This window comes from Flavobacterium xanthum, assembly GCF_900142695.1.
Classification (GTDB): domain Bacteria; phylum Bacteroidota; class Bacteroidia; order Flavobacteriales; family Flavobacteriaceae; genus Flavobacterium; species Flavobacterium xanthum.
In genome coordinates, this window is the sequence record NZ_FRBU01000003.1 from 67485 (window position 1) to 93549 (window position 26065).

Annotated in this window: 20 protein-coding genes; 8 read left to right on the forward strand and 12 right to left on the reverse strand. The window is 34.4% G+C overall.

The genetic code is table 11. From position 1 onward, the window contains the following. Positions 1-75 precede the first annotated feature (75 nt). The 4 genes from BUC11_RS16865 to rlmB all read left to right on the forward strand — a co-directional run bounded on the left by BUC11_RS16865 (position 76) and on the right by rlmB (position 5713). On the forward strand, positions 76-1860 hold the full coding sequence (locus BUC11_RS16865) for a carboxypeptidase-like regulatory domain-containing protein (protein ID WP_073351448.1): 1785 nt from the start codon (positions 76-78) through the stop codon (positions 1858-1860). A gap of 99 nt (positions 1861-1959) precedes the next feature. Continuing rightward, entirely contained in the window at positions 1960-3171 is a 1212-nt protein-coding gene (locus BUC11_RS16870; protein ID WP_073351451.1) for a SusC/RagA family TonB-linked outer membrane protein, read from the forward strand. Positions 3172-3181: 10 nt separating this feature from the next. Further along, positions 3182-4729, forward strand: a complete 1548-nt coding sequence (locus BUC11_RS02230; protein ID WP_073351453.1) for a SusD/RagB family nutrient-binding outer membrane lipoprotein — start codon at positions 3182-3184, stop codon at positions 4727-4729. Positions 4730-4978: 249 nt separating this feature from the next. Further along, a complete protein-coding gene (gene rlmB / locus BUC11_RS02235) occupies positions 4979-5713 on the forward strand; it encodes a 23S rRNA (guanosine(2251)-2'-O)-methyltransferase RlmB (protein WP_073351455.1) in 735 nt (244 codons plus the stop codon). Between the two features lie 59 nt (positions 5714-5772). Here rlmB and BUC11_RS02240 read toward each other — a convergent pair whose 3' ends face one another. Next, positions 5773-6549 (reverse strand): rhomboid family intramembrane serine protease, encoded by a 777-nt coding sequence (locus tag BUC11_RS02240; RefSeq protein WP_073351458.1) that lies wholly within the window; start codon positions 6547-6549, stop codon positions 5773-5775. Between the two features lie 298 nt (positions 6550-6847). Here BUC11_RS02240 and BUC11_RS02245 point away from each other — a divergent pair, with 298 nt between their 5' ends. Continuing rightward, a complete protein-coding gene (locus BUC11_RS02245; protein ID WP_073351460.1) occupies positions 6848-8125 on the forward strand; it encodes a replication-associated recombination protein A in 1278 nt (425 codons plus the stop codon). Positions 8126-8195: 70 nt separating this feature from the next. Here the strand turns inward: BUC11_RS02245 and BUC11_RS02250 are convergent, their stop codons facing one another. Genes BUC11_RS02250 through BUC11_RS02275 form a run of 6 tightly spaced genes read right to left on the reverse strand, consistent with a single transcriptional unit; the run spans position 8196 to position 12916 of the window. After that, entirely contained in the window at positions 8196-8942 is a 747-nt protein-coding gene (locus BUC11_RS02250; protein ID WP_073351462.1) for a hypothetical protein, read from the reverse strand. A gap of 3 nt (positions 8943-8945) precedes the next feature. Continuing rightward, positions 8946-9635, reverse strand: a complete 690-nt coding sequence (locus BUC11_RS02255) for a YjjG family noncanonical pyrimidine nucleotidase (protein ID WP_073351464.1) — start codon at positions 9633-9635, stop codon at positions 8946-8948. Positions 9636-9644: 9 nt separating this feature from the next. Then, a complete protein-coding gene (radC, locus tag BUC11_RS02260; RefSeq protein ID WP_073351466.1) occupies positions 9645-10340 on the reverse strand; it encodes a RadC family protein in 696 nt (231 codons plus the stop codon). A gap of 12 nt (positions 10341-10352) precedes the next feature. Beyond that, positions 10353-10811: a GNAT family N-acetyltransferase gene (locus tag BUC11_RS02265; RefSeq protein WP_073351468.1), complete on the reverse strand. Its 459-nt coding sequence runs from the start codon at positions 10809-10811 to the stop codon at positions 10353-10355. 7 nt (positions 10812-10818) lie between these two features. Next, positions 10819-12174, reverse strand: coding sequence for a UDP-N-acetylmuramate--L-alanine ligase (locus tag BUC11_RS02270; RefSeq protein ID WP_073351471.1), 1356 nt, complete (start codon positions 12172-12174; stop codon positions 10819-10821). Positions 12175-12217: 43 nt separating this feature from the next. Then, the gene (locus BUC11_RS02275; protein ID WP_073351475.1) at positions 12218-12916 is read right to left on the reverse strand and encodes a tetratricopeptide repeat protein; all 699 of its coding nucleotides are present in this window, start codon (positions 12914-12916) and stop codon (positions 12218-12220) included. A 129-nt stretch (positions 12917-13045) separates the two neighbouring features. Here BUC11_RS02275 and BUC11_RS02280 point away from each other — a divergent pair, with 129 nt between their 5' ends. After that, the gene (locus BUC11_RS02280; RefSeq protein ID WP_073351478.1) at positions 13046-19546 is read left to right on the forward strand and encodes an alpha-2-macroglobulin family protein; all 6501 of its coding nucleotides are present in this window, start codon (positions 13046-13048) and stop codon (positions 19544-19546) included. A 72-nt stretch (positions 19547-19618) separates the two neighbouring features. Here the strand turns inward: BUC11_RS02280 and obgE are convergent, their stop codons facing one another. The 4 genes from obgE to hpt form a co-directional block, all read right to left on the reverse strand. Further along, complete coding sequence (obgE, locus tag BUC11_RS02285; protein WP_073351481.1) at positions 19619-20620, reverse strand: GTPase ObgE; 1002 nt, start codon at positions 20618-20620, stop codon at positions 19619-19621. A 72-nt stretch (positions 20621-20692) separates the two neighbouring features. Continuing rightward, positions 20693-21967, reverse strand: a complete 1275-nt coding sequence (locus BUC11_RS02290) for a hemolysin family protein (RefSeq protein ID WP_073351588.1) — start codon at positions 21965-21967, stop codon at positions 20693-20695. A gap of 215 nt (positions 21968-22182) precedes the next feature. Further along, positions 22183-22755, reverse strand: coding sequence for an adenylate kinase (locus BUC11_RS17115; protein ID WP_084129481.1), 573 nt, complete (start codon positions 22753-22755; stop codon positions 22183-22185). A gap of 15 nt (positions 22756-22770) precedes the next feature. Then, positions 22771-23301 (reverse strand): hypoxanthine phosphoribosyltransferase, encoded by a 531-nt coding sequence (gene hpt, locus BUC11_RS17120; protein ID WP_084129483.1) that lies wholly within the window; start codon positions 23299-23301, stop codon positions 22771-22773. A 215-nt stretch (positions 23302-23516) separates the two neighbouring features. On the opposite strand from hpt, the gene BUC11_RS02300 reads away from it, so the two are divergent. Both BUC11_RS02300 and purE read left to right on the forward strand, forming a co-directional pair. Beyond that, positions 23517-24668 (forward strand): 5-(carboxyamino)imidazole ribonucleotide synthase, encoded by a 1152-nt coding sequence (locus BUC11_RS02300; RefSeq protein WP_073351485.1) that lies wholly within the window; start codon positions 23517-23519, stop codon positions 24666-24668. Between the two features lie 109 nt (positions 24669-24777). Next, a complete protein-coding gene (gene purE / locus BUC11_RS02305; RefSeq protein WP_073351488.1) occupies positions 24778-25260 on the forward strand; it encodes a 5-(carboxyamino)imidazole ribonucleotide mutase in 483 nt (160 codons plus the stop codon). A gap of 50 nt (positions 25261-25310) precedes the next feature. On the opposite strand, the gene BUC11_RS02310 is transcribed toward purE, so the two are convergent. Then, on the reverse strand, positions 25311-25982 hold the full coding sequence (locus BUC11_RS02310; protein WP_073351491.1) for a hypothetical protein: 672 nt from the start codon (positions 25980-25982) through the stop codon (positions 25311-25313). Positions 25983-26065 lie beyond the last annotated feature (83 nt).

Here is a 26065-nt window from a genome sequence, read left to right on the forward strand (position 1 = left end):
AAATTAGCATTTCATATATTAGGAAAGTTAACAAATTATTAAGAGGTTTGCGAGACTAATTCAAAATATTAAAAAATGAAACTAAAGTTTAATGGATTCTTAGTGCTCTTAGTAGTACTTGTGGCGCAAATAACTTTTGCGCAAGAAAGAACTGTTTCTGGTGTTGTTTCTGATAATGCAGGATTGCCTTTACCAGGCGTGAGTGTGTTAGTGAAAGGAACACAATCTGGAACACAAACTGATTTTGATGGAAAATATTCTATCAGAGCAACACCTAGTCAAGTCTTGGTTTTCAGCTACATTGGGATGAAAACTCAAGAAGCAACTGCCACTTCGGCAAATGTTAACGTTAAACTTCTAGATGATTCCATCCAATTGGAAGGAGTTATAGTAGGAGCTTTAGGGATTAAAAGAAGTAAAAATTCGCTAACATCCTCTACGCAAGTGGTAGCAAGTCAAGAGCTAACTCAAGCTGCCAACCCTAACGTGGTGCAGTCTTTAGTTGGTAAAGTATCTGGTCTTCAAATAAACAAATCTTCAAGTGGAGTTAATGGAACAAACAGAATCGTATTAAGAGGTTCAAGATCTATTACTGGTAACAATGAAGCTTTGGTAGTTATTGATAACTCAATCTCTTCATCAGCTGTTTTGCAACAATTACCACCTGAATTAATTGAAAGCGTAAACGTTATTAAAGGTATGCAAGGTGCTGCACTATATGGTGAGCAAGGAGTTAACGGAGTAATTATAGTTACTACAGTAAAAGGAAAAGAAAAAGGAAAAATCACGGTGAATGTAAATTCAGCTATCGATTTTGAGACAGTATCTTTTATGCCTGAAACACAACAAAAATATGGTCAAGGTTGGGACGGAGTTCACTATCCTGAAGAAAACGGATCATGGGGACTTCCTTTTGATGGCGTGTTGAGACCAACAGGTTTACCACAAGCGGATGGACTTGAATTACAAAGACCTTACTCTTTCATCAAAGACAATGTTAAGGATTTCTACCAAACAGGTACTACCTTCCAAAATGGATTTTCTATAAACGCTGGAACTTCAGACTCCTACGCTTTATTTTCTGCTAACAAAGTAAAGACAGAATTTATTGTAAACGGAGATCAACTTGAAAGAAATAGTTTTTTATTCAAGGCAGGTAAAAAAATTGGAAAACTAAGCATTGATGGTAACGTTAACTACAACTATCAAAAATCTACCGAAACTTCTAATGACTTACTTGACGATTTAATTCAGACAGCAGGAAATGTTGATTTATCGTTGTTTAAAAATTCTGGAAATGAAGGTAATTACACGATATATTTCAAAAATCCATATTGGACAATAGATAATAACCGTAATGACTCTAGAAGAACATTTATAAATACTATCGCAGCTTTGAAGTACGATATTAATAAAAACATAAATGTTACTTATACAGGTAACTTACAATTTACGAATAGAGATGCACAGTCTCACATCAATCAGTATAGAGAAACTCCAGATTTAGCAGGAGCAGGAGCAAATAGAAATCAAACTTCTGAATATTTTGCTAGTCAATCCTCTTTAAGAACTTATTATGGTGATTTATTAGTGAATTTTGACTACGATTTGACAGATGATTTGAGTTTAAAAGCGAACGTCGGAAGTAACATGCAAGATCGTAACTACAGAATTACTTCACAAGGAGGACAAAATCTAGACATACCAGGATGGTACCACATTAATAATGTATTGAGTCCAGCAAATCCATCTAATTTAGATAATAGATCTCAAAAATCAAATCGTGCTTCTGTTTTAGCTAACGTTGATTTAGGATACAAAAACTACTTGTTTTTAAATGTTACAGGTAGAAATGATTAGACTTCAGTTTTATCAAAAGAGAACAACAACTTCTTCTATCCAAGTGCTGGTGTATCTTTTGTACCAACTTTAGCTTTTGAAGGACTAAAAAGCGAAACTTTGAATTATTTGAAAGTATCTGCTAACATCGTAAAAGTGGGTAACTCCTCTTCTATCCAGCCTTATGCTACCTCTGAAATTGGTGTATTCCCAACAGGATTCCCTTACGGACAACTAGGATCGTACATCATCAACCAGAGACCAACTGATAAAAATATCAAACCTGAATTTGTGACCACAAAAGAGGTAAATATTAATATTGGACTTTTCAACAATAGGATTACAATTGACGGGTCAGCTTACATATCTGACACAAAAGATTTGATTACAGCTGCTACTGCTTCTTCTGCATCAGGATTAGCCACTTCTCAAAGTAACATTGGAGATATGACTACAAAAGGTCTAGAAATTGACTTAGGATTCGTACCGGTTAAAACGGAAGATTTCAAATGGGACTTAAGAGCAAGTTATTCTACGAATAAATCAGTTATCAATTCACTTGCTGCTGGAGCAAATGAAATCAACCTTTTATCTGACGCTGCAACAGGAACTGGAATTTTTGCTCAAGTAGGAGAAGAATTTCCTTTGATTAAAGGAACAACCTTTTTAAGAGATGATAATGGAAGCATTATTGTGAACCAGTTTGGACTTCCAACAAGATCTTCTTCAAACTCGATTTTAGGTAAATCAACTCCAGATTATATTTTAGGATTATCTAACTCATTTGAGTACAAAGGAATTAGATTATCTGCTGTTATGGATTACAGAACAGGTCACCAAATCATTTCTGGAACTAAATACGACTTAACTTGGCCAGGACGTTTAGTAGAATCAGCTGATTTTGATAGAGAGGTTGGTTTCATTTTACCAAACTCAGTAGTTGAAACTGCTCCAGGATCAGGAATCTACACTCCTAATACTTCTGTTTACTCTGCAGCTGGTTATAATCCAAACGGAATTATTGATTATTACGGAACTTTGAGTAGAGCTGGAGAGCATAACGTTATTAACGCTACTGCTTTCAAAGTGAGAGAACTTGCTTTAAGTTATTCAATACCAACTACTGTAATTGAAAGAATTGGATTAACTTCACTTAGATTTGGTATAAATGCAAGAAACCCATTTACTGTTTTGGCAAAAAGCAATAAAGGTTATACTGATCCAGAAGCATCTGACAGTACTGCAAACAATGGTAATGGTCTAGGATATTCAGGAACAGGACAGTATCCAAATACAAGAACTTTTGGTGGAAGCATCAATTTAACATTCTAAATTAAAAAGCATGAAAAAAATATTTTTATTAATAGCAGTAGCAGCGGTATCACTTACATCTTGTAGTGACTACTTAGCAGACAACACCAATGTAAATAGTCCGCTAGAAGAAGCTCTTCCGCCAAGACTTATTTTACCTGGTGCGCAATCACAAGCATTCAGAACACAAGCTATAAACATGAACCGTTTAGGTAGTGTAATGACAAATGCATGGGGAGGTAACATATACCAATTTACAAATCCATTGCAAGTAGAATATTCTTATAACTTTGACAACAACACCTATGCAGCAGTATGGGATGGATTATACAGAAGTGTAAACAACTTTCAAAAGATAATCGAGACTCCTTTAGAGAATCAAGGCAATTTTGTTGCTATATCCAAGATCATGAAAGCACATTACATGCAATATATTGTCGATTTATATGGTGATTCACCTTACTTCGAAGCGTTTAAAGGACAAGCTAACCTAACACCAGCTTATACAGATGACGCAATAATTTATAAAGAATTAGTTAAAGAATTAGAAGAAGCACGTGCTCTTATTCAAAACCCGTCTTCTACAGCAGAAGGTGTTGCTACTGACGTTGTTTTCAACGGAGATATGAGTAAATGGCTTAAACTAGCCAATACTATCGAGTTAAGAATTTTATTGAGACAAAGCAAACTGACTGATGCAGCGACTGTAACTTATGTAAATAGCAAATACGCAGACTTACAAGCTTTAAATAATTTTGTTGACGCTGATGTATTGATCAATCCAGGATACTCTTCTGCAAATGATGCTAAACAAAGTCCGTTCTTTAGTTCGTTCGTTAGAGATGCAGCAGGTGCTACAACAAATACTACTTATACTTTATTTACTTCATCTAAACATTTTGCTGATGTATTAAATGGAGAAACTGGTGGTCCAACAGCTGGAGTTATTGACCCTAGAAGATCTAGACTATGGCTACTTGTAGGAGGAAAAGTTGTAGGAACTGATCAAGGTCAAAAACCAGTTCCTGGTCAAAACAACACAACAAATCCAACTTCTAGATTTGGTTTAGGCTTAACTAATTATGTAGGTGCAAATACAGCAGCTAGAACTGCAGCAGGGTCTTCAAAAGCTGGAGCGCTAATGTTGCTTTCTGAAAGTAAATTTCTTCAAGCAGAGGCAGTTCAAAGAGGTTTTTTAACAACTGGAATAGCTCAAACTTTATTTAATGAAGGAGTTCAAGCTTCATTTACTTACTTAGGTGCTACTATTGGAACTTATGCAGTTCAAATCGAAGCAGTTCCTGGATTTGGATGGACAGCATCTACTAATAAAATTCAAGCAATTTTAACACAAAAATGGATTGCACTAAGCGGAATTCATGGTGTAGAAAATTACATCAATTACACTAGAACTGGATTCCCAGTAATCCCTGGTTCAATTAATGGTTTCAACTTGCAACCTACTAGACCAAAAAGACTGATTTATCCATTGTCAGAGTACAATGCAAATTCAGGTAATGTGCCTGTTTTAACATCTGCTCAAGTTACAACACAAGGTCCTTTCTGGTATGTACCGTAATTAATCTTATGATTTAGTTAATAAGAGGCTGTTCCTATTTGGACAGCCTCTTTTTTATTTAACTACCCTTTTAGGAGGAAAATTAAAACCTAAAGAATTCTTTGAAAATAATACCCTCTGAAGATCCTTACCTCCTATTTTTATAATTTTTACAAAATTAAAAGATCACTTTACACTAATGTACAGTATGAAACTAAATCTTTAAAACCATCAGCAAATGCTGATGGTTTTTTTTTATATATTTGCACCATGGAAAAAGAACATCAAATATTTGGGATTAGAGCGATCATTGAAGCCATCCAAGCAGGCGCAACAGTAGATAAAGTCTATATTCAAAAGGAAGCTAGCAGCGAACTTATGAGAGACTTAATGAAAGTAATGAAGCGTGGAAACATCAATTTTTCCTATGTACCGGTTGAAAAACTTAACAGACTTACACCTAATAATCATCAAGGTGCAGTGGCAACGGTATCTCCGATCTCCTTTTTTGATTTAGAATCTTTAATTGAATCTGTTGTTGAAAACGGAAAGAAACCATTATTTTTAATATTAGATCAAATCTCTGACGCTCGCAATTTTGGTGCAATTATCAGAACCGCAGAATGTACCGGAGTAAATGGAATTATTGTTCAAAAAGCAGGTTCAGCACCCGTAAATGGCGATACCGTTAAAACATCGGCTGGTGCCGTATTTAATATTCCGATTTGTAAAGTAGAACACATTAAAGATGCCATTTTTCTATTACAAGCAAGTGGTATTAAAACTGTCGCTGCAACTGAAAAAACAGACACAACTATTTATAACATCTCTTTAAACGAGCCTGTTGCAATTATCATGGGATCAGAAGATCGTGGTGTAAACCCATCGGTTCTTAAAATTGTAGATGAAAAAGCAAAACTACCTATGTTTGGAACAATAGGATCTTTGAATGTTTCAGTAGCTTGCGGTGCTTTCTTGTATGAAGCCGTAAGACAAAGAAGTTAATCCCATCCCCGACTCTTCCCAAAGGGAAGTGAGCCAATACTGCTAAATAAAAAAAAGAATCAAGACTGCGGTTTTGATTCTTTTTTTTGATCTGGTACAACGCTATAATTTATGGGAATATCGGCTGTATAATAGGTAAAAATGGCTTCTTCATTTTCTTGAGGTAAATTTACAAAGTTTCCGTTTTCATCAAAACGCTGCATAAATTTATCTGCTGTAGCATCAAAATCAGGGTGTTCCCAATCGTATTTAATCACTTTCTTGTACTCAGGAGTTTTATAAACTAAAGAAAGAACAAATCCCGCGAGCAATCCTCCCAGATGTCCTTCCCAAGAAATAGATTTGTTTCCAGTAATCTCAGGACTTGGAAAAACATACCAAACCAAGCCTCCATAAACAACTATCACAGCTAGCGATAAAGCGACAAGCCGATTGTACTTCGTTTGTAGGCCTTTAAAAAAGACAAAACTAAACAACACATATATTAAACCGCTTGCTCCTATATGGTAATTATCTCTACCAATACTCCAAGTGATACAACCCGAAATTAAAATCCCATACCCAATCACCTTCATTGCTTGCTCTGTATAAAAAAATTGTAAAGCAGTTAATAAAATCAATAGCGGAATGGAATTGTTATAAAGATGTTCTATATCGGCATGAATGAATGGACTAAAAAAAACTCCTTGTAAACCTGAAAAAGTTCTAGGGTAAATCCCATTTTCGACAAAGTCAAAATCATATCGGATTTGGAGCCAAAAAACAAACCACAACAACACCACAAAAAAAAGGGGCAGTCCAATAACTGAATTCGTAAATTTAAAATGCTTTTCCATGAATAGGGTGAGATTTTACATTTTAGTAGTATTTCAAAAACTTATCCAAAAGCAATTTAATGCTATTTTGTCATATTTAAATTAAAAAGGCTTTCTAAAGTATAAGTCCCTAGCCCGGATGGAAGCGGCATCCTTTTCTATCTCGTTTTTTAACGAGATAGAAAAGATATAGTGTACAGCCGGAAATAGCTCCGAATAAAAATAGTAATTTTACCAAAGTCATATTTTCGATTGAATAGTAACGAATTTAGACCCGAGCGCCAGCGAACTGGCGAAGCATTTTAGATTTAAAGAAAAAATGGAAGCACCACTTGCAGAACGCATACGCCCTCAAAAATTAGAAGACTACATCAGTCAATCCCATCTCGTGGGACCCAATGGATCGTTGACGCAACAAATAATAAAAGGAATTATCCCATCATTAATTTTATGGGGGCCACCAGGAACTGGAAAAACTACACTGGCACAAATAATCGCACAAGAATCCAAACGTCCCTTTTATATTTTGAGTGCGATTAATTCAGGAGTTAAGGATATTAGGGAAGTGATTGAAAAAGCAAAGCAAAGTGGCGGTTTATTCACTGCAAAAAATCCAATTCTTTTCATTGATGAGATTCACCGTTTTAGCAAATCCCAACAGGATTCATTATTGGCAGCTGTCGAAAAAGGTTGGATTACGCTGATAGGCGCTACAACTGAAAATCCAAGCTTTGAAGTGATTCCCGCATTACTTTCCCGCTGTCAGGTCTACATTTTGAATGCTTTTACTAAAAAAGATCTAGAGTCTCTGTTAGACCGTGCCATGAAAACGGATCCGTATTTATCTACTAAAAACATTAAACTAAACGAGACCGAAGCCCTATTGCGACTTTCCGGCGGAGATGGACGTAAACTGTTAAATATTTTTGAACTTGTTGTAAACGCTTCCAATGATGACGAAGTAATAATCACTAATGATCGTGTTTTTGCTTTGGTACAACAAAATACTGTTTTGTATGACAAAACTGGAGAACAACATTATGACATTGTTTCTGCTTTTATAAAATCGATTCGAGGCAGCGATCCTAATGGCGCTGTTTACTGGCTAGCACGGATGATCGAAGGTGGTGAAGATGTGAAATTCATAGCCCGAAGAATGCTTATTCTCAGCAGTGAAGATATAGGAAATGCAAATCCTACTGCCTTTATTATGGCCAATAATACTTTTCAGGCTGTGACTACGATTGGCTATCCGGAAAGCCGAATCATATTAAGCCAATGTGCGGTTTACCTTGCGACTTCTCCCAAAAGTAATGCTTCCTATTTAGCAATTGGAACAGCACAACAGTTAGTAAAACAAACTGGAGATCTGCCGGTTCCTATTCACCTGCGCAATGCACCTACAAAATTAATGAAAGAGCTAGGATATGGTGAAGAGTACAAATACGCCCATGATTACACTAATAATTTTGCAGAGCAGGAATTTTTACCTGATGCTATAAGTAAAAAACCTATTTATATTCCTGGAAACAATTCAAGGGAAAACAGCATACGAGAATTTCTGAAAAACCGTTGGAAAAATAAATACGGATATTAAATTCCATAAAAAAAGTCTTGATTACGCAAGACTTTTTTTATGAACTATTTTCAAAATAGCTTTGTAACCGCTAAAACTTAACCGCTACTTTTTCAGAAATTAATTTATCATTTTGATAATATTCAAAATACCATTCGTTGTCTTTCAAAATTAAAGACCCTTGAACTGCATCTCTTATTGCAATAAATGAATTGGCTTGGGATGTTTTAAACAACTTCATAACTACTTTTGGAGTATTGTCAATAAGCTGAAAACCAGTTTCGGTGGCCTGAGCGTAAAGCATAGTACTTTCTTCAATTGTAAGACTGGGCTTTAATTCTGTTACGGCTACCATTTCCTTTATTACAGGAGTAGCAGCAGCTGCGACAACTGCCGGCTGCGCCTTAGCACGAGTTCCGCTATATTTATATTGCAACTCATACACGGATTCGAAGGCTTCAGCAAGCGCTTCATTATAAGCATTTTTATAGTCTTTTTCTTTACTTTTACCAGCAGCCGATTGAAAAATGATTTTACCATAGCAATCCTTCAAAGTGATGATCAATCTTGTTGTCAAAAAACCACTATCATTAACTACATCAGCATACAATAAATCGCAACGATCACTGTATTCACCGGGAATTGTCTCGTTACTATAAAAAGAAACGAAGCCTGCCTTATTTAAATTAAACTTAGTTATAGTATTCAAACGGTATTGATTCTCTCCCTTTAGAAATTCATATTTCAAAGGAACGATTACTGCCTTATACTCATTTACGGATTGAGCGTACGAATAATTAATTGCTAGTACTAGTACGAATAGAAATAACTTTTTCATAGTTTATAAATATTTTTTGATTTCTAATAAATGGTTAATTTGTTTAATGTGAGTTCCAACTTCAATTTTTGCTTCGTTGAAAAATACAGCATCTAATCCTGCGTCAATCGCTCCTTGAACGTCAGCATCTAAGCTATCTCCAATCATAATGCTACTTTCTTTTTTGGCTTTAGCCAAATCTAAAGCAAAATCAAAAATTAGTGGATTTGGTTTCTTAACTCCAGCCATTTCAGAATTAGTAACGGTTCGAAAATAAGACTCAATCTTAGAATTACTTATCTTTTTATATTGAACCTCCGCAAATCCATTTGTAATTATGTGAAGTGTATACCTTTGATTTAAATACTCTAAAACTTCAATTGTTCCATCAAAAAGGTGATTGTTATCGGGCAAAAAACGAAGATAATCCTCGGCAATAGCATCTATTTCTTCATCGGAAATTGTATAATTTATAGCATCAAAAGAGTGTTTCAGTCGATTGTATCGCAGTTCTTGATGAGTAATTTTATCATATTGATACAACTTCCAACATTCTTGATTTATGGGTACGTATTTTTCAATAAATTGTTTGGTTTCAATTTCGGGATGATTTCTATTAAAAATCCCCTCGAAAGTCAACTCTGAATTTTTATCAAAATCCCAAAGTGTATGGTCTAAATCGAAAAATACATCTTTTATGTGTGTTTGTTTCATTTTTAAATTTTAAAATATTCCTTCATCTGCAAAGCTGAAATAACTGTTTTCAGTTACAATGAGATGATCCAAGACTTTTATTTCTAAACTATCTCCAGCTAATTTCAATTTCCTTGTAATTTGCTTGTCTGCATCACTAGGAATCAAAGTACCAGAAGGATGATTGTGGCATAGTATTAAGGCTGTAGCTCCCATTTCTAGCGCCGTTTTAAAGACAATACGAACATCCACTAGCGTTCCCGTAATACCGCCTTTACTTAACTGCGATTTAGCAATCACCTTATTTGAATTATTCATGTAAATGATCCAAAATTCTTCATGGGGTAATTCACCAATAATAGGTTGCATAATCTCAAAAATAATTTTGCTAGAGGTGATTTTTTTTAACTCTATTGCATCCTCAGAACGCCTGCGCCTTCCTAATTCCAAAGCTGCTATAATTGAAATTGCCTTTGCCTCTCCTATTCCTTTGAACTGAATAAGCTGAGACAATGATAATTTTCCCAACGCATTCAAATTATTGTCCACACTTGCTAGAATCCGTTTACTTAAATCCACCGCCGATTCATTTCTACTTCCAGAACCAATCAAAATAGCAATTAATTCCGCGTCACTTAAGACACTTTTGCCTTTGAGCATCAGTTTTTCGCGTGGCTTATCATCTTCAGACCAATTCGTTATAGGGAAAAAGGAATTTTCAGCCATTTAGTTTGTTGTTTAAATTGGTTTCCGCATGCAAATACTATTTTCTAAACCTACATAAGGCTCATAATTATCAACTATGACATATCCAGCTTTTTGATATAAAGCAATCGCTTCTTTTTGTTTATATAAAGTTTCCAAAACAGAAAATGAATATCCTAAGCCCTTTGCCCAACGTTCTAATTCCATTAAAATAGTTTGCGCTAAACCCATTCCTCTCGCTTCAATAGAAACAAACATACGCTTTATTTCAATTTTATTTGTATCGTATTTTTTAAAGCAACCACAACCAACGGCTTTGTCTTCTAGATAAAGAATAACGACATTTGGATTTAATTCCAAAATATTATTACCCCAATAATCCGATTTTAATTCCGGATAACGCTCCCATAAACTCTTATCCAAAGCAGCAATCAAATTGACAAAATCTAGGTTTTCACTGGTAGTCTTAACAATTCTAATATTTTCTTTCATACCACTTTTACTTTACCAATTCTTTTACCTCATCAAAGTTTAATCCACCGTAATTACCGGAACTCATCAATAGTAAAGCAGAATTTTCAAGATTCAAGTTGAAAAGATAGTCTTTGAAATCTTTTGGATTAGTATAAATAATTAAATCTTCACGATTAAACGCTTTAGCAATTTGTTCGTAAGTAACTTCTTCAAGCTGTTTGATTTTCACGGCATCTGGCGAATAAAAAACGACTGCTTTATCGGCATATTCCAATGCACCTTCGTATTCTTTCAGGAATTCAGCATTCAAGCTACTATACGTATGCAATTCTAAACAAGCTACTAACGTTCGGTTTGGATATTGCTCTTTCACCGCTTTTGTAGTTGCTGAAACCTTACTTGGTGAATGGGCAAAATCTTTATAGGCAACTTTCGTTTTGCTTTCGGCAATTTTTTCTAATCTTTTTGATGCGCCTTTGAAACTGGCAATGGCTTCATAAAAATCAGCTTCATCAACGCCCATATTTTGACAGATCCATTTGGCTCCAGCCAAATTATTCAAATTATGCGCTCCAAAAACTTCAATTGGCATGTCGCCCTCTGGAGTTTCCAGTAATGTTACGCCATCATTGACAGCATATTTTGGCGTATGATAGGCTAGTTTTCGAATTGGATTTGTCGCGGCTTCAGCAACCCGTTTTACTTCAGCATCATCTTCATTATACACCAGAATTCCGCCATTAGTGATTTTACCAATAAAACTTTCGAACTGTTCTACGTAGTTTTCATAGGTTGGAAAAACATTAATATGATCCCATGCAATCCCTGAAATCAAAGCGATATTGGGTTGGTATAAATGAAATTTTGGTCTGCGGTCAATTGGAGAAGACAAATATTCATCTCCTTCCAAAACTATAAAATCATTCTCCTCCGTAAGATGAACCATCGTATCGAAGCCTTCCAACTGTGCACCAACCATGTAATCTACCGCTATGTCATGGTAATGCATAACATGCAAAATCATTGAAGTAATTGTTGTTTTCCCATGAGATCCGCCAATAACTACTCGTGTTTTATTTTTGGATTGCTCGTAAAGAAATTCAGGATAAGAATATATTTTTAGCCCTAATTCTTGTGCTTTTAATAATTCTGGATTATCTGCTTTGGCGTGCATCCCAAGAATAACTGCTTCAATAGCTGAAGTTATTTTCTCAGGAAACCAGCCTAATTCTGGAGGCAAAATCCCCTTTTTATCTAATCTTGATTTTGATGGTTCAAAAATTGCATCGTCACTTCCAGTAACTTGATATCCTTTGTTATGTAGTGCTAATGCCAGATTGTGCATCGCGCTTCCGCCGATAGCTATAAAATGTGTACGCATTCTAATTTTGGTTTATTAATTTTGGATTCAGAAGAAATTATAATTAGTCCTGATTTTTTTTATTATATGTTTCTAATACTGTTTTTGCCTTTTCAGGATCCCGCATTTTGTTTTTGTACAAGCTAGCTAATTTTTGATAACTTGTTTTGGAACCTCCAGCCATTATCGCTTTTTTGTATTGTTGTTCTGCTGTTTTATATCTTTTAAAATATTCTTCGATGTGTCCTCGTGACAAATAACCGTCAACAGGCGACAATCGTAATAATTCATTGGAATATTTGATAGCTTTCGATTCGCTTCCACCTACAATTCCCGGCAACTGAATATACAGCTCAATTAATGCCCAACGCGCTTCAAGGTGCTTAGGATTTAGGGTGATTGCTTTTTCGAAGGAGGTCTTCACTTCGTCAATCATTCCAAGGGCTTTAAACTTGTTTGAATCTTTGGCTTTCATTCCTAAAGCGCCACCATATTTATAATAATAATTAGCTTCAGAAGGTTTGAGTTGCTTGAGTTTTTTATAATAGCCAATCGCCTTATCCCACAATTTATCATGACCAGCAATATCTCCAAGATATTCAATGGTTTTTAAATCCGATGGATTAGACCTCAAAACAGATTCAAAAGCCACCTCAGCTTGATCCATTTTATCTGCCTTATACAGTTTTTCTGCTTTTTCGAAATCTGATTGTCCCCACATCATAACCGGTAGAAATACAAATAAATAAATAATATGTTTCATTCTTCAAAAATAGGGAAATATGATAAGTTAGATTTGATTTTAAGTAAATATTAGTAATTTAGTAAGAAATATTTCTAATATTAATTCTCCATAATTGAAAAATATTTACAACTTATTTTAAATCAACTTATGAAAAAAATTTTCTTACTCCTTATTTTAGTATCTACTTCAATTTTTGGACAAAACTATGACAAAAACTGGCTTAAAGTAATTGAATTTGAAAACGAAGGGAAAATAAAATCAGCCAATGAAATAGTTTCTAAAATCCGTCAAAAAGCTGCTCGAGATAAAGATGAAGTTCAAATCATAAAATGTTTTTTCTATGAATCCAAATATTTACAAGTTTTGGATGAAGATGCTCAAACCAAAATTATCAACAATTTAAAAACTGAAATCAACAAAGTCTCCATTCCATCTAAAGCAATTTTGAATTTGGTTTATGCGAAATGTTTAATTGATTATCGAAATCAAAACTCATATTTATTGTACAACAGAACCAATACGGTGAGTTTTGACGATCAATTTTTAACTTGGACTCCAAAAGACTTTTCGGAACAAATAGATGGTGCTTTAGAAAAAACACTTCTTAATGAAACAATATTAAAACAAACTTCCTTGAGCACGTATCTTCAAATATTTGATTATAGTGACGAAGAAAAAACTAAAAAAGACAATCTATTTAACTATTTAGTAAAAGAAAACATTGCGCTATATACGCCACAGATTAGGCAATGGGAAATTCAAAAAAAAGAATTCTTGCCTTATGAAAAAGGATTTTTAGAGAATTCAGCATCTTTTGCACAACTCAATTTTGATTTTGTAAAAAATGAAAAACTAAAAAAAGTGCTTGAATTGTACCAAAAACAGGAGAAAAACGCTCCTACTTTAGAAAACCAATTCGACCGAATTCAATTTTGCAACAACGTTTTGTTAGATTCAAACGAAGGATTTATGAAATCCTTACGATCCATGCAAAAAGAATCCAAGGACACCATTTTGATTCAAAAAATACAATTAGAAAAGGCAATTATTCTCAACAATCTGGCTTCAAAAGAAGCACATCCTGATTATAACATTCAAGCCATCGCAACACTTGACAGCATTTTAAAAATTAATAATCGTTCAAATGCTCACAAAATAGCTTTACAAAAAATACAAAATATTCAAGCTAAATCCTTGAACATTCAGCTTCAAAAATTCAGCTATACTGATGAAAATACCAGAGCATTTATTCGGTATAAAAATTTAAATCGCCTGTCAGTTTCTTTCTTTAAAATTGATCAAAACATGACAAAAAATTTCCGAAATTCTCCTCACAACAAAGACAGTTTAGTAGCTGCAATCATCAAAAACAAAAAAGCAATTGCCAGTAAAAACTATGTACTTGAAGAAAAAAATAATTATTTTGAATACAGCACGGAAGTCCTTTTACCGCCATTAAAAACAGGCAGTTATTTGGTGTATTTTGAAAGCAATTCAGATATCAAGAATACAAAAGCATTTGCTTACGAAACTATTACAGTTTCTAATATCACCGTACTAACTTCGGAAAACGATAAGAAAGAAAACTATCAAGTTTTAGACAGAAAAACGGGAAAACCTTTAGAAAATGTTTCTATTACACTACTAAATCAAACACTTATAACTGACAAAAGTGGTAATGCAACGTTTACCAAAGAAAATAACAACCGCAATTACAGTCTTATTGAATTTACAACTGAAAACGATTCACTGTTACTGAACAGTCGCTACTCCTATTATAATAATGACTACGATTACGAGACTTTAGAAAACCAAAAAGCAAAAGGTAAAGTCGAATTCTATTTGGACCGCGCTATTTACCGTCCGGGACAAACGGTTTATTACAAAGGAATTGCTTTTAGAAAAGACCAAGACAAAACGAGCGTGGTTGCAAAAACAGCATTCAAAATTACAATTCAAGACCCTAACGGTACTGCCTTCAAAGAATTTGAAGCCGTTACAAATGAATACGGCTCTTTTTCTGGAGAATTTTTATTACCAAAAAGTGGAATGACAGGAAATTTCAGAATCATTGCTGATGAACCTGATGATTATGAAAAAGATGTTTTTTACGATAAAATAAAAGACGAGCACCCGTTTTGGGACAATGTAAATTATGAGAATTCTCAAATATCATTTCAAGTGGAAGAATACAAACGTCCTAAATTTGAAGTTACTTTTGAGGCAGTAAAAAAAACATATAAAGTCAATCAAAAAGTAAGTGTAACTGGAATTGCCAAAGCTTTTTCGGGAAGCAACATCTCCGATGCAAAAGTAAGTTATAAGATTACACTAATCCCTTACACCTTAAGCAACGGTTACTATTACCAACAAAACGGCAAATCAGAAAATCTTTTAGTTGGTGAGACTACAACAGATGCTTCGGGGAAATTCGATATAAATTTTATCGCTAAACCATTTGAAAACAGCTCTAAAGAACAGTTACCCATTTTTGAATATTCTATCTCAGCATCCGTGACTGATAGTAATGGGGAGACCCAACAAGCTCAAACAAATGTTAGGGTTGGCTATCATTCTTTGACACTTACTGCAACTATACCAAATCGAATTGAAACCAAAAATGAAAATGAAATTGAACTAAAAAGCACCAATCTCAATGGAGAATTTTTAGCTGTAAAAGGCGAGATTAACCTTTATTATGTGAGTCCTTTTTTGGATAAATTTAAATCCCGAGTTTTTCCACAACCAGAAATCGAATCGATTTCAAAAGAAGAGTTTGAGCGATTATTTCCATACGAACAAAATGAAAAAGCAACTGTTGAAAAACCAAGTCCAACTTTAGTCTTTTCTAAAAAAATTGACACAGAAAAAGACAAGAAATTAGTTTTAGATTTTATTTCCAATTACAAATCCGGGAATTATAAAGTGGTGTTTTCCGCTAAAGATGCTTTTGAAAATCCAATAGAAACCAGTACTAATTTCCAATTGCTACAAAGCAAAGACAAAATTGATTCGAGTAAATTATTTGTTGCGAAACAAATCAATATTGATGCTAAAAAAGATGGTTTTGTTTTAGTCAAATTAACGTCGGTTATTCCTGAACTTTACATCAACACAACTGGCAATTATCAAAGTTTCCTTTATTTTGAGAATACTTTTCAATTGCAAAACAATCAAATCATTGTCAAAATTCCTTTGAAAAAAGAATTTGAAAAAAGTATGAAAATTGCTTTTGAAAGTGTTTTTGAAAATCAAACTTTTTACGACCAAATAGACGTAATTCTTAGAGAGGAGGAATCCAAATTGCAATTCACAGTTGAAAGTTTAAGAAACAAATTACAACCCGGAACCAATGAAAATTGGTCGTTTCAAATAAAATCAATTAATACTGCAAAAGAAGCTGAAGTCTTAGCCTCAATGTATGACAGTTCTTTAGATCAGTTTGCTAAAAGAGACTGGAATCCCCTGAAATTCAATAATTATAATTACAACTCTGCTAATTTTAAAACTAGTATCGGATTCGATAAAACCTCAATTTACATTCGGAATCTAAATCCTATTCCAAATCGCATGGAACTTATTGATGAAACTACAAAACTAATATGGTTTGGCTTTAACATCAACGATTCTTTCACTGAACAGCAACAAAAAGCGTATCGAAAAGAACTAAATAGTAAAAGCAGAAAACCGCTTACTGCCAAAATGATTTCTGGAATTGTTACTGATGGTCAGTTACCATTGCCTGGTGTGAATATCATTATTGATGGACTTCAACGAAGCACGCAAACTGACTTTGATGGTTATTACCAAATAGAGGCTGCAATAGGAGAAGAGTTGACTATTAACTATATTGGTTTTGAACAAAAAATAATCAAAATTGATTCAAACGTTGTCGATATTGTCTTAACCGAGTCACAAAACAGCCTTCAAGAGGTTGTCGTTATGGCGTATGAAAGTGTTAAGAAGAAATCTCTAGCTAGCAATACGGGTGTTGCTGCAGTCGTTGAAGAAGCTGACAATCAAATTTATAATTCTGCTGGAATAGCTATAAAATTAGAAGGAAAAGCTAGTGGAATAACAATTAGAGGAAACTTAAGTATTTCAGGCAACTACAAAAATGCCTTGTATATCGTTGATGGCGAAGTAATAACAGAAGAACAATTCAGATTAATTTCTCCGACCGATATTATTGCTATTGATGTTCTAAAAGAAGAGAAAGCCATCGCATTATATGGAAGTAAAGCAGCTAACGGAGCAATTATCATCACAACCAAAAAAGCTTTGGAAGCCTTAACTCAAGTAAAAGCCAGAAAAAATCTCTCAGAAACTGCTTTCTTTTATCCGAATCTAAAAACAGATACAACAGGAAAAGTAAGTTTCAATTTCACTTCGCCTGAAGCTTTAACCGCTTGGAAACTTCGGCTATTAGCGCACAATAAAGAGGCAACAAGCGGCTATTTAGAAAAAAGTGTCATTACTCAAAAAGAGTTAATGGTTACCCCAAATTTTCCACGTTTTTTCAGGGAAAAAGACAGTATTTTAATCACTGCAAAAGTGGCGAATATTACCAATGAGGCCAAAACTGGAATTGCTATTTTACAACTTTTTGATGCAACAACAATGCAACCAATAGATGCTAAAATGGAAAATGCGAATTCAGTAAAAAACTTTAAAATCGCTCCTTTTGGAAATACAACCGTGAGTTGGAAAATTTATGTTCCAGAAGGTCTGCAAGGCGTTCAGTATAAAGTTTTAGCTAAGGCAGGTAACTTTTCGGATGGGGAAGAAAACCTACTTCCTGTTTTAACAAATTCTATGTTGGTTACCGAGAGCATTCCGATTTGGGTTCGAAAAAATTCAAAGAAAGAATATACCTTCGAAAACCTAAAAAACAACAATTCGACCAGTCTACAAAACCATCAATTTACGTTAGAATACACCTCAAATCCATCTTGGTTAGCCATTCAGTCTTTGCCCTATTTGATGGAATACGAACACGAAAGCGCGGAACATACCTTTGCCAGATTTTATGCGAATGCTTTAGCGTCTGAAATTATTTCTAGCAATCCAAAAATTGCTAATCTATTCGAAACTTGGAGAAAAAATGAAAAGTTGAATTCGAAACTAGAAGAAAACGAAGAACTAAAATCGATTATTCTTGCAGAAACACCGTGGTTGAATGATGCTCAAACCGAAGAAGAGAAAAAGAAAAATCTTGCTTTACTTTTTGATTTAGAAAAAATGAAAAACGCACAAGAAGTAACTTTTGATAAGCTGAAACAAAAGCAAACAACGTCCGGAGGTTTCGCATGGTTTGAAGGAAGTACTGAAAACGAATACATAACCCGACATATTTTGGCCGGTTTAGGACATCTTTCAAAATTAAGTAATAATGAAAACATCACTTCCAAAATCAAGCAAATTACAGCAATCGGAATTCCATTTTTAGATAAAAAGTTTTTAGAAAATCATAAAACCAGAACAGAAAAATTAAAAACAAAAGAAAAATTGATTTGGTTCAATCCGTATTCTGATTTACATTATTTATACACCCGAAGCTATTATCTGAAAACGTATCCGCTTTCGGATACGTTACAAAAAGCCTCTAAATTGTACCTTGAAATTGCGAAAAAAGAGTGGTTAACCTATTCCTTATACGAAAAAGGATTAGCGGCATTGACTCTAGAGCGCTTTGGCGAAAAAGAAGCTGCCAAAATAATTCTGGCAAGCTTGAAAGAAACCGCTTCGAATAATGAAGATTGGGGAATGTATTGGATAGCTAATAAATCTGGCTATTTCTGGTACCAAGCCCCTATTGAAACGCAAGCACTATTGATTGAGGCTTTCGCAGAAATTAGCAACGACACTAAATCTGTAGATGCTATGAAGGTTTGGTTATTAAAAAACAAACAAAGCAAAAACTGGCCCACCACAAAATCCACCACCGAAGCAATTTATGCTTTATTGATGCAAGGAACCGATTGGTTGAGCGTCAAAGACAACACAATTTTCAAAATTGGAACCGAAAAAATATTAACCAAAAAATTAGTTGAAAACGAAAAAGAAGCCGAAACAGGTTATGTAAAACTAAACTGGAACGCAGAAGAAATCAAAAAAGACATGGCAACTATTTCCATCGAAAACAAATCTAAAGTTCCAGGTTTTGGAGGTATTTATTGGCAATATTTTGAAGAATTAGATAAAATAAAAACCAATTCTGGAACTGCATTATCAGTTTCCAAAGAATTATATGTAAAGAAAGATACTGACAAAGGCGAAATATTGGAACGAATCAATTCAAATAATCTATTGAAAATCGGTGATTTAGTCACCGTTAGATTAGTAATTTCTGCAAAGGAAGACATGGAATTTGTACATTTAAAAGACATGCGTGCTTCTTGTTTTGAACCCATAGATGTACTTTCTGCATACCAATACAAAGGTGGGTTGAGTTTTTATCAAAGTACTAAAGATGCTGCAACACATTTCTTTTTTGACCAAATAAACAAAGGGACCTACGTATTAGAATATGACATTCGAGTGAACAACAAAGGTGATTTCTCTAATGGTATTTCAACCATTCAAAGTATGTACGCTCCTGAATATTCCAGTCATACTAAAGGAATTCGGGTACAAGTCAAGGAATAAAATCACTACAATAGCAAAAAAATCCGCTTCAAGTTATTTGAAGCGGATTTACTATTTTAAAGAAAACTTAAATTAGTCATTCAACATTTTCCACAACTTGTCTTTCAACTCTGTCAATCCTTGTTGAGCCACAGAAGAAATAAACATATATGGCACATCCTTAAAAGCGACATCTAGTTCTGTTTTCAATTCTGCTTTTAATTCGTCATCCAGCATATCACATTTTGAAATTACAAGCAAACGCTCTTTGTCTAGCATTTCTGGATTGTATTTGGTCAACTCATTCACTAGAATATCATATTCCCCTTTAATATCTGGTGTATCAACCGGGACTAAAAACAGCAATGTTGAATTACGCTCGATATGTCTTAAAAAATAATGTCCAAGCCCTTTTCCTTCTGCCGCTCCTTCAATAATTCCCGGAATATCGGCAATTACAAACGATTGAAAATCTCTGTATGCTACAATTCCAAGATTTGGTTTTAAAGTAGTAAACGGATAATCTGCAATTTTAGGCTTAGCTGAAGTCAACACTGACAACAAAGTTGATTTTCCTGCATTAGGAAAACCTACCAAACCTACATCGGCTAGTACTTTCAACTCTAGAATCACGTCCATCTCTGCTCCTGGTAATCCAGGTTGAGAATACCGCGGTGTTTGATTTGTTGAACTTCTAAAATGCCAGTTCCCTAAACCACCTTTACCTCCTCTTGAAAGTACTTGTTTCTCACCATCTTCAGTAATTTCAAATAATATTTCTCCAGTTTCTTTGTCTTTTACCACAGTTCCCAAAGGGACTTCGATAAATTTATCATCACCGTCGGCACCTGTACTTCTATCACCACTACCATCTCCACCATTACCCGCTTTGATGTGTCTTGCAAATTTTAAGTGAAATAAAGTCCAAAGACCTTTGTTTCCAACCAAATATACATGGCCACCACGACCACCGTCGCCACCATCTGGACCCCCTTTTTCAATAAATTTTTCTCTGTGTAAGTGCGTAGATCCTTTTCCTCCCTTTCCGGAAGAAACATATATTTTAACGTAATCTACAAAATTCCCTTCTGTCATTTTTTCTACTATTCAATTTTCAACTACACCATTGAAATTCCATTTTGAAATTCCCCATGATGTTCACTATTTTTATACTTGTAATGCCTTTACCATTACTTTATCTATTTTCACACCATCCATATCAATGACTTCTAACTCAAATTTTTGCCAAATCAATTTTTCCCCTTGTTTGGGTATGTGAGAGAGCTCTGTCATTATTAATCCGCTTACCGTTGTGACTTCATAATCATTGATTAATTCATCTAACTCAAAGTAAGTCAAGAAATCGTGTAATGAATAATGCCCGTCTACTAACCACGTTCCGTCTTCTCTTTCTACTAACTGAAAATCATCTTTATAAAAATCTGATGCATCACCTACCAACGCTTCTAGTATATCATTCAAAGTAATTACTCCTTGAAAAACGCCATATTCATCAGATACAAATGCGTAATGAATGCCCGATTTTTTAAATATTTCTAAAGCGATATATGCAGTCGTTTGCTCCATCATAAATGGAGCTTCGGTCATGATGTCAACCAAATTGAAATTTTCATTTTCAAAATGAGCAAAAATATTTTTCAGATTTACAACGCCAACAATATCATCATAATTTTCTCCATAAACTGGATAAATTGAATGCAGCTCCTTCAACATAAACTCCCTAACTTGTTCTTTATTAGAGTGCAAAGGCAAAAACATAACTGATTTTCTATGAGTCATCAAAGAGTTTATTTTGCGGTCTCCAATATGAAATACACGCTCCACAATATCTTGTTCTATTTCCTGCACTTCGCCACCTTCAGTTCCTTCTTTGATAATCGCTTTTATTTCTTCCTCGGTCACTCGACCATCTGCTGTGGGCTTTATTTGTAAAATGTTAAGTAAAAACTCGGTAGAATGTGTTAATAACCAAATAAAAGGTGCCGTAACGATTGAGACTATTTTCATAGGCAATGCTACTGCTTTTGCTATCGCTTCTGGATGATTTAAACCAATTCTCTTTGGCAATAATTCCCCTAGAACTAAAGAGAAAAAGGTCAAAATAACAACAACTAAACCTACCGCAACAGGGTGTGCATACGGTGTTAATAGTTCAATGCCTTTGATGAATACCTCAACATCTTTCGTGATTTTATCGCCACTGTAAATACCAGTAAGGATCCCTATCAAAGTGATTCCTATTTGTACCGTAGACAAAAATTTATTGGGTGAATTTGCTAAATCCAAAGCGATTTTAGCACTTTTATTCCCCTTTTTTGCTGCCGTTTCAAGCCTATTTTTTCGTGCTGAAATCAATGCGATTTCTGACATGGAGAAAACCCCATTTAGTAATATTAGAAAAAATATTATAAGTATTTCCAATGTATTAGTGGATTCGTTTTTAAATAAAAATCTAATTTCTGAATTTTTCGTTCTTGAAATTGTCAATCCGGTTTTTAGCCCAGATCAAAGTGAAAAGCCCGGAGATAAAAAAACTATTTTTTCTTGTCAAAAAAGAGCGACCAAAGGAAGCTCCTTTTAGGACTTAGAAAAATGTTTTTTTATCGAGGACTTGTAACATAGAGCTGGAATAGCTCCTATAAATTATCAATAACCGCACTTACTCGTTGCGTAATTTCGGCAATAGTACCTATACCATTCACTGCAAAAAACTTACCCTGAGCTTGATAATAATCCATTAAAGGCGCTGTTTTTTCATTGTATTCCTGGTAGCGATTTCTGATCTTTTCTTCATCTTGATCGTCAATTCGGCCACTTGTTTTTCCTCTTTCTAACAAGCGCTGTACTAAAAGCTCATCATCTGCTTCTAGTGCTATTGTTGCAGCAACTTTGGAACCTATTGAAGTAAGAAAACCATCTAAAGCTTCGGCTTGTGATAGTGTTCTTGGGTAACCGTCAAACAATATTCCGTTAGCCTCTGGATGCTTATTTACTTCATCAATCAGCATTTTTGTAGTCAGTTCATCTGGCACTAAATCACCGGCATCCATAAATACTCTTGCTTGTTTGCCAAGTTCGGTATCATTTTTTAAATTAAACCGAAATACATCACCGGTGGATATATGCGTTAATTTGTATTTTTCCTTCAAAAACTCTGCTTGAGTTCCTTTACCTGCTCCTGGTTTTCCAAATAAAACAATGTTAGTCATGTTGTTGTTGTGTAGTTATTCTTTTAGTTTATATACTTCTGGTAAATTTCTTCCTAATCCATCGTAATCTAAGCCATAACCAACAATAAATTTATTAGGAATTCGGATTCCTATATAATCTATCTTGATGTCCTTCGTGTAGGCTTCTGGTTTAAAAAAAAGAGTTGCAATTTTAAAATGCTTGACATTTTGTTTTTTGAACAATTCTTTTAGTTCCACCAATGTGTTTCCAGTATCCACGATATCTTCGATAATGATTACAGAACGACCCGTTAAATCCTGATTTAAACCAATCAACTGTTTCACTTCGTTTGTAGAAGAAGTTCCCTCGTACGATGCCATTTTTATAAAAGAAACTTCACATGGCTTTTTATATAACTTCATAAAATCAGAAACTACCATAAAAGCACCGTTCAATACACCTACAAATACGGGTGTTTCATCAGCAAAATCGTCTTCTATTTGGGCAATCATTTTTGTTAAAGCAAATTCTATTTCTTTAGCAGAAATAAACGGAACAAATTGTTTATCGTGAAGTTGTATCATTTTTTGATGTTTAAAATAATGGGCAAAGATACAGAATTCGGAATTGTGAATTGATAAATGGTCATTAATTTGTATTTTTAAGTAAATTCCATAAAAAACAACCTAAAAATCGATCGAAAGTCATAAAAGTTACAACATAAATTCCGAAGAAAATAAAATAGCATTTCCCAATTCAATCATTATAAAGTATCTTTGCTTAAACATACAACGACACCATGAATTATTTTTCTTCTGATTTTAAATTGGGGATTCTCGGCGGCGGACAATTAGGCAAAATGCTATTGTTTGACACTCGGAAATTTGACATCCAAACTTATGTGCTGGATCCTAGTGATGAAGCGCCCTGCAAAATTGCCTGCAATCAATTTTTTAAAGGCGACTTAATGGACTTTGAAACGGTTTATAATTTTGGGAAATTAGTCGATGTTTTGACTTTTGAAATTGAACTAGTCAATCTAGACGCTTTGGTAAAACTGGAAGACGAAGGCTTAAAAGTATATCCTTCGCCAAAAACTTTAAAATTGATTCAGAACAAAGGAATTCAAAAAGATTTCTACCTGCACCATGCAATTCCAACTGCAAATTACCAACGATTTGACGATTTGAAAAGTTTAGTGGTATCGATTTTGGATTCAAAAACAAAAGTCCCTTTCGTTTGGAAGTGTACCGAATTTGGATATGATGGAAATGGCGTAAAAGTCATTCGACAAATTTCAGATTTGGACAATCTAGCCAATGTAGAATGCATTGCTGAAGAAATGATTCCTTTTAAAAACGAATTGGCAGTTATTGTTTGCCGCAATCCTTCGGGCGAAATAAAAACCTATCCCGTGGTAGAAATGGAATTTCATCCAGAAGCAAACCAGGTAGAATATGTGATTTGTCCTGCTCGAATTGAAGATACAGTAGCAAAAAAAGCAAGAGCAATCGCGCTTCATGTTTCTGAAAAATTCAATCATGTTGGTTTACTAGCTGTTGAAATGTTTCAGACCGAAAATGATGAAATTCTCGTGAACGAGGTAGCGCCACGTCCTCACAATTCCGGTCATTATTCTATTGAGGCCAGCTTTACCTCCCAATTCGAAAATCATTTACGCGCCATCCTAGATTTACCTTTAGGAAATACAGACAGCAAAGTGGCTGGTATTATGGTGAATCTAGTTGGTTCAGCAGGATTTTCTGGAGACGTAGTTTATCAAAATATTGAAAAAATATTAGGTTGGAATGGTGTTACTCCACACATTTATGGAAAGAAACAAACGCGTCCATTTAGAAAAATGGGACACGTGACCATCGTAAATGAAAATGTCAATGAAGCAAGACGAATTGCCGAAGAGGTAAAAAATACCATAAGAGTAATTAGTTAATAGAAAGATTCAAAAATTAAAAGATTCAAAAATTCAGAACAACAAGTATATGTCAGTTCTCAAACAAATCTTTAAATGCTTAAATCATAAAATCTTTAAATAAAAAACAATGAAAGTAGCCGTAATAATGGGAAGCATTTCAGACATGCCGATCATGCAAGAAGCAATAGATATTTTAAAAGCATTCGAAATAGAAATAGAAGTCGATATTGTCTCGGCACACCGAACTCCTGAAAAACTATTTGATTTCAGCAAAAATGCACACACCCGTGGAATTTCGGTTGTTATTGCTGGTGCTGGTGGCGCGGCGCATTTGCCAGGAATGGTTGCCTCTATGTCTCCACTTCCAGTTATTGGCGTTCCTATCAAATCAAGTAATTCTATAGATGGTTGGGACAGTGTTTTATCCATTCTACAAATGCCCGGTGGTGTACCTGTCGCAACGGTTGCTTTGAATGGTGCCAAAAACGCAGGGATTTTGGCAGTTCAAATCTTAGGAAGCCATGATCAAAGTATATTAGAAAAAATAATCAAGTATAAAACAGGATTAAAAGAAGCGGTTATTATCGCCTCTGAAAGTCTACAAAAATAAAAAAAGCTCCAGATGGAGCTTTTTTTATGGCATAAAAGTGTTGACATAATTTATTCAACGTCAAGTGGAATTTCTAGAATTCCTTCAAATTCCGATGCTATAATATCTTCTTTACTCAACCAATATTCAGAAGTTATGATCGTAAAATTACTATTATCCGTTGATCGCACTTCCCATAAAATATCTTCGGCTTCTGGAAAAGGTAGGTTTTCAGTCATAGGCAGGTCGAACAATCTTTTGATCAAATTACTACCTGACAAACCGTTGTTTAACAATTTCAAAATATTCTCTTTAGTCAATTCAATTTCGCTTTCCTCTTCCAAAGGCACAAAACTACATTCGATAATAGTCGCTTTTGCATTAGGAAAAGTACCGTTGTACGCTTTGAAGAGTAATTGATTCACATGGAACAAGGTTGCGTGTAGTCCAATTTCAGGATATTCTTCACATACTTTATCTAATAACATATCATTCGAAACTTGTTGAATCTGACCTTCATTCAAATTTTCAGACAACTTATATTCCAATGCAATTACGGCAGCATCTTTAGGTTCAAAATCAGATATAGCCATGAATAACAACTCCTTCAAAGTGGCAGGATCCGAATCACCAGCATCTGGGTAATCGAATTTTTCTAACAACTTTATATAATCATCACTTGTCCAATAATCTTCAATTTCATCAACGGTGTAGGCTTTCTTTATTGTAATTTGATAGTTCATCTTTTCTTTAAAATTTATTGTTTTTTAAATTCGTTTCGTTAAAAACCAATCTTTTTTCACAATTTAAGGCTTTATTACTCACA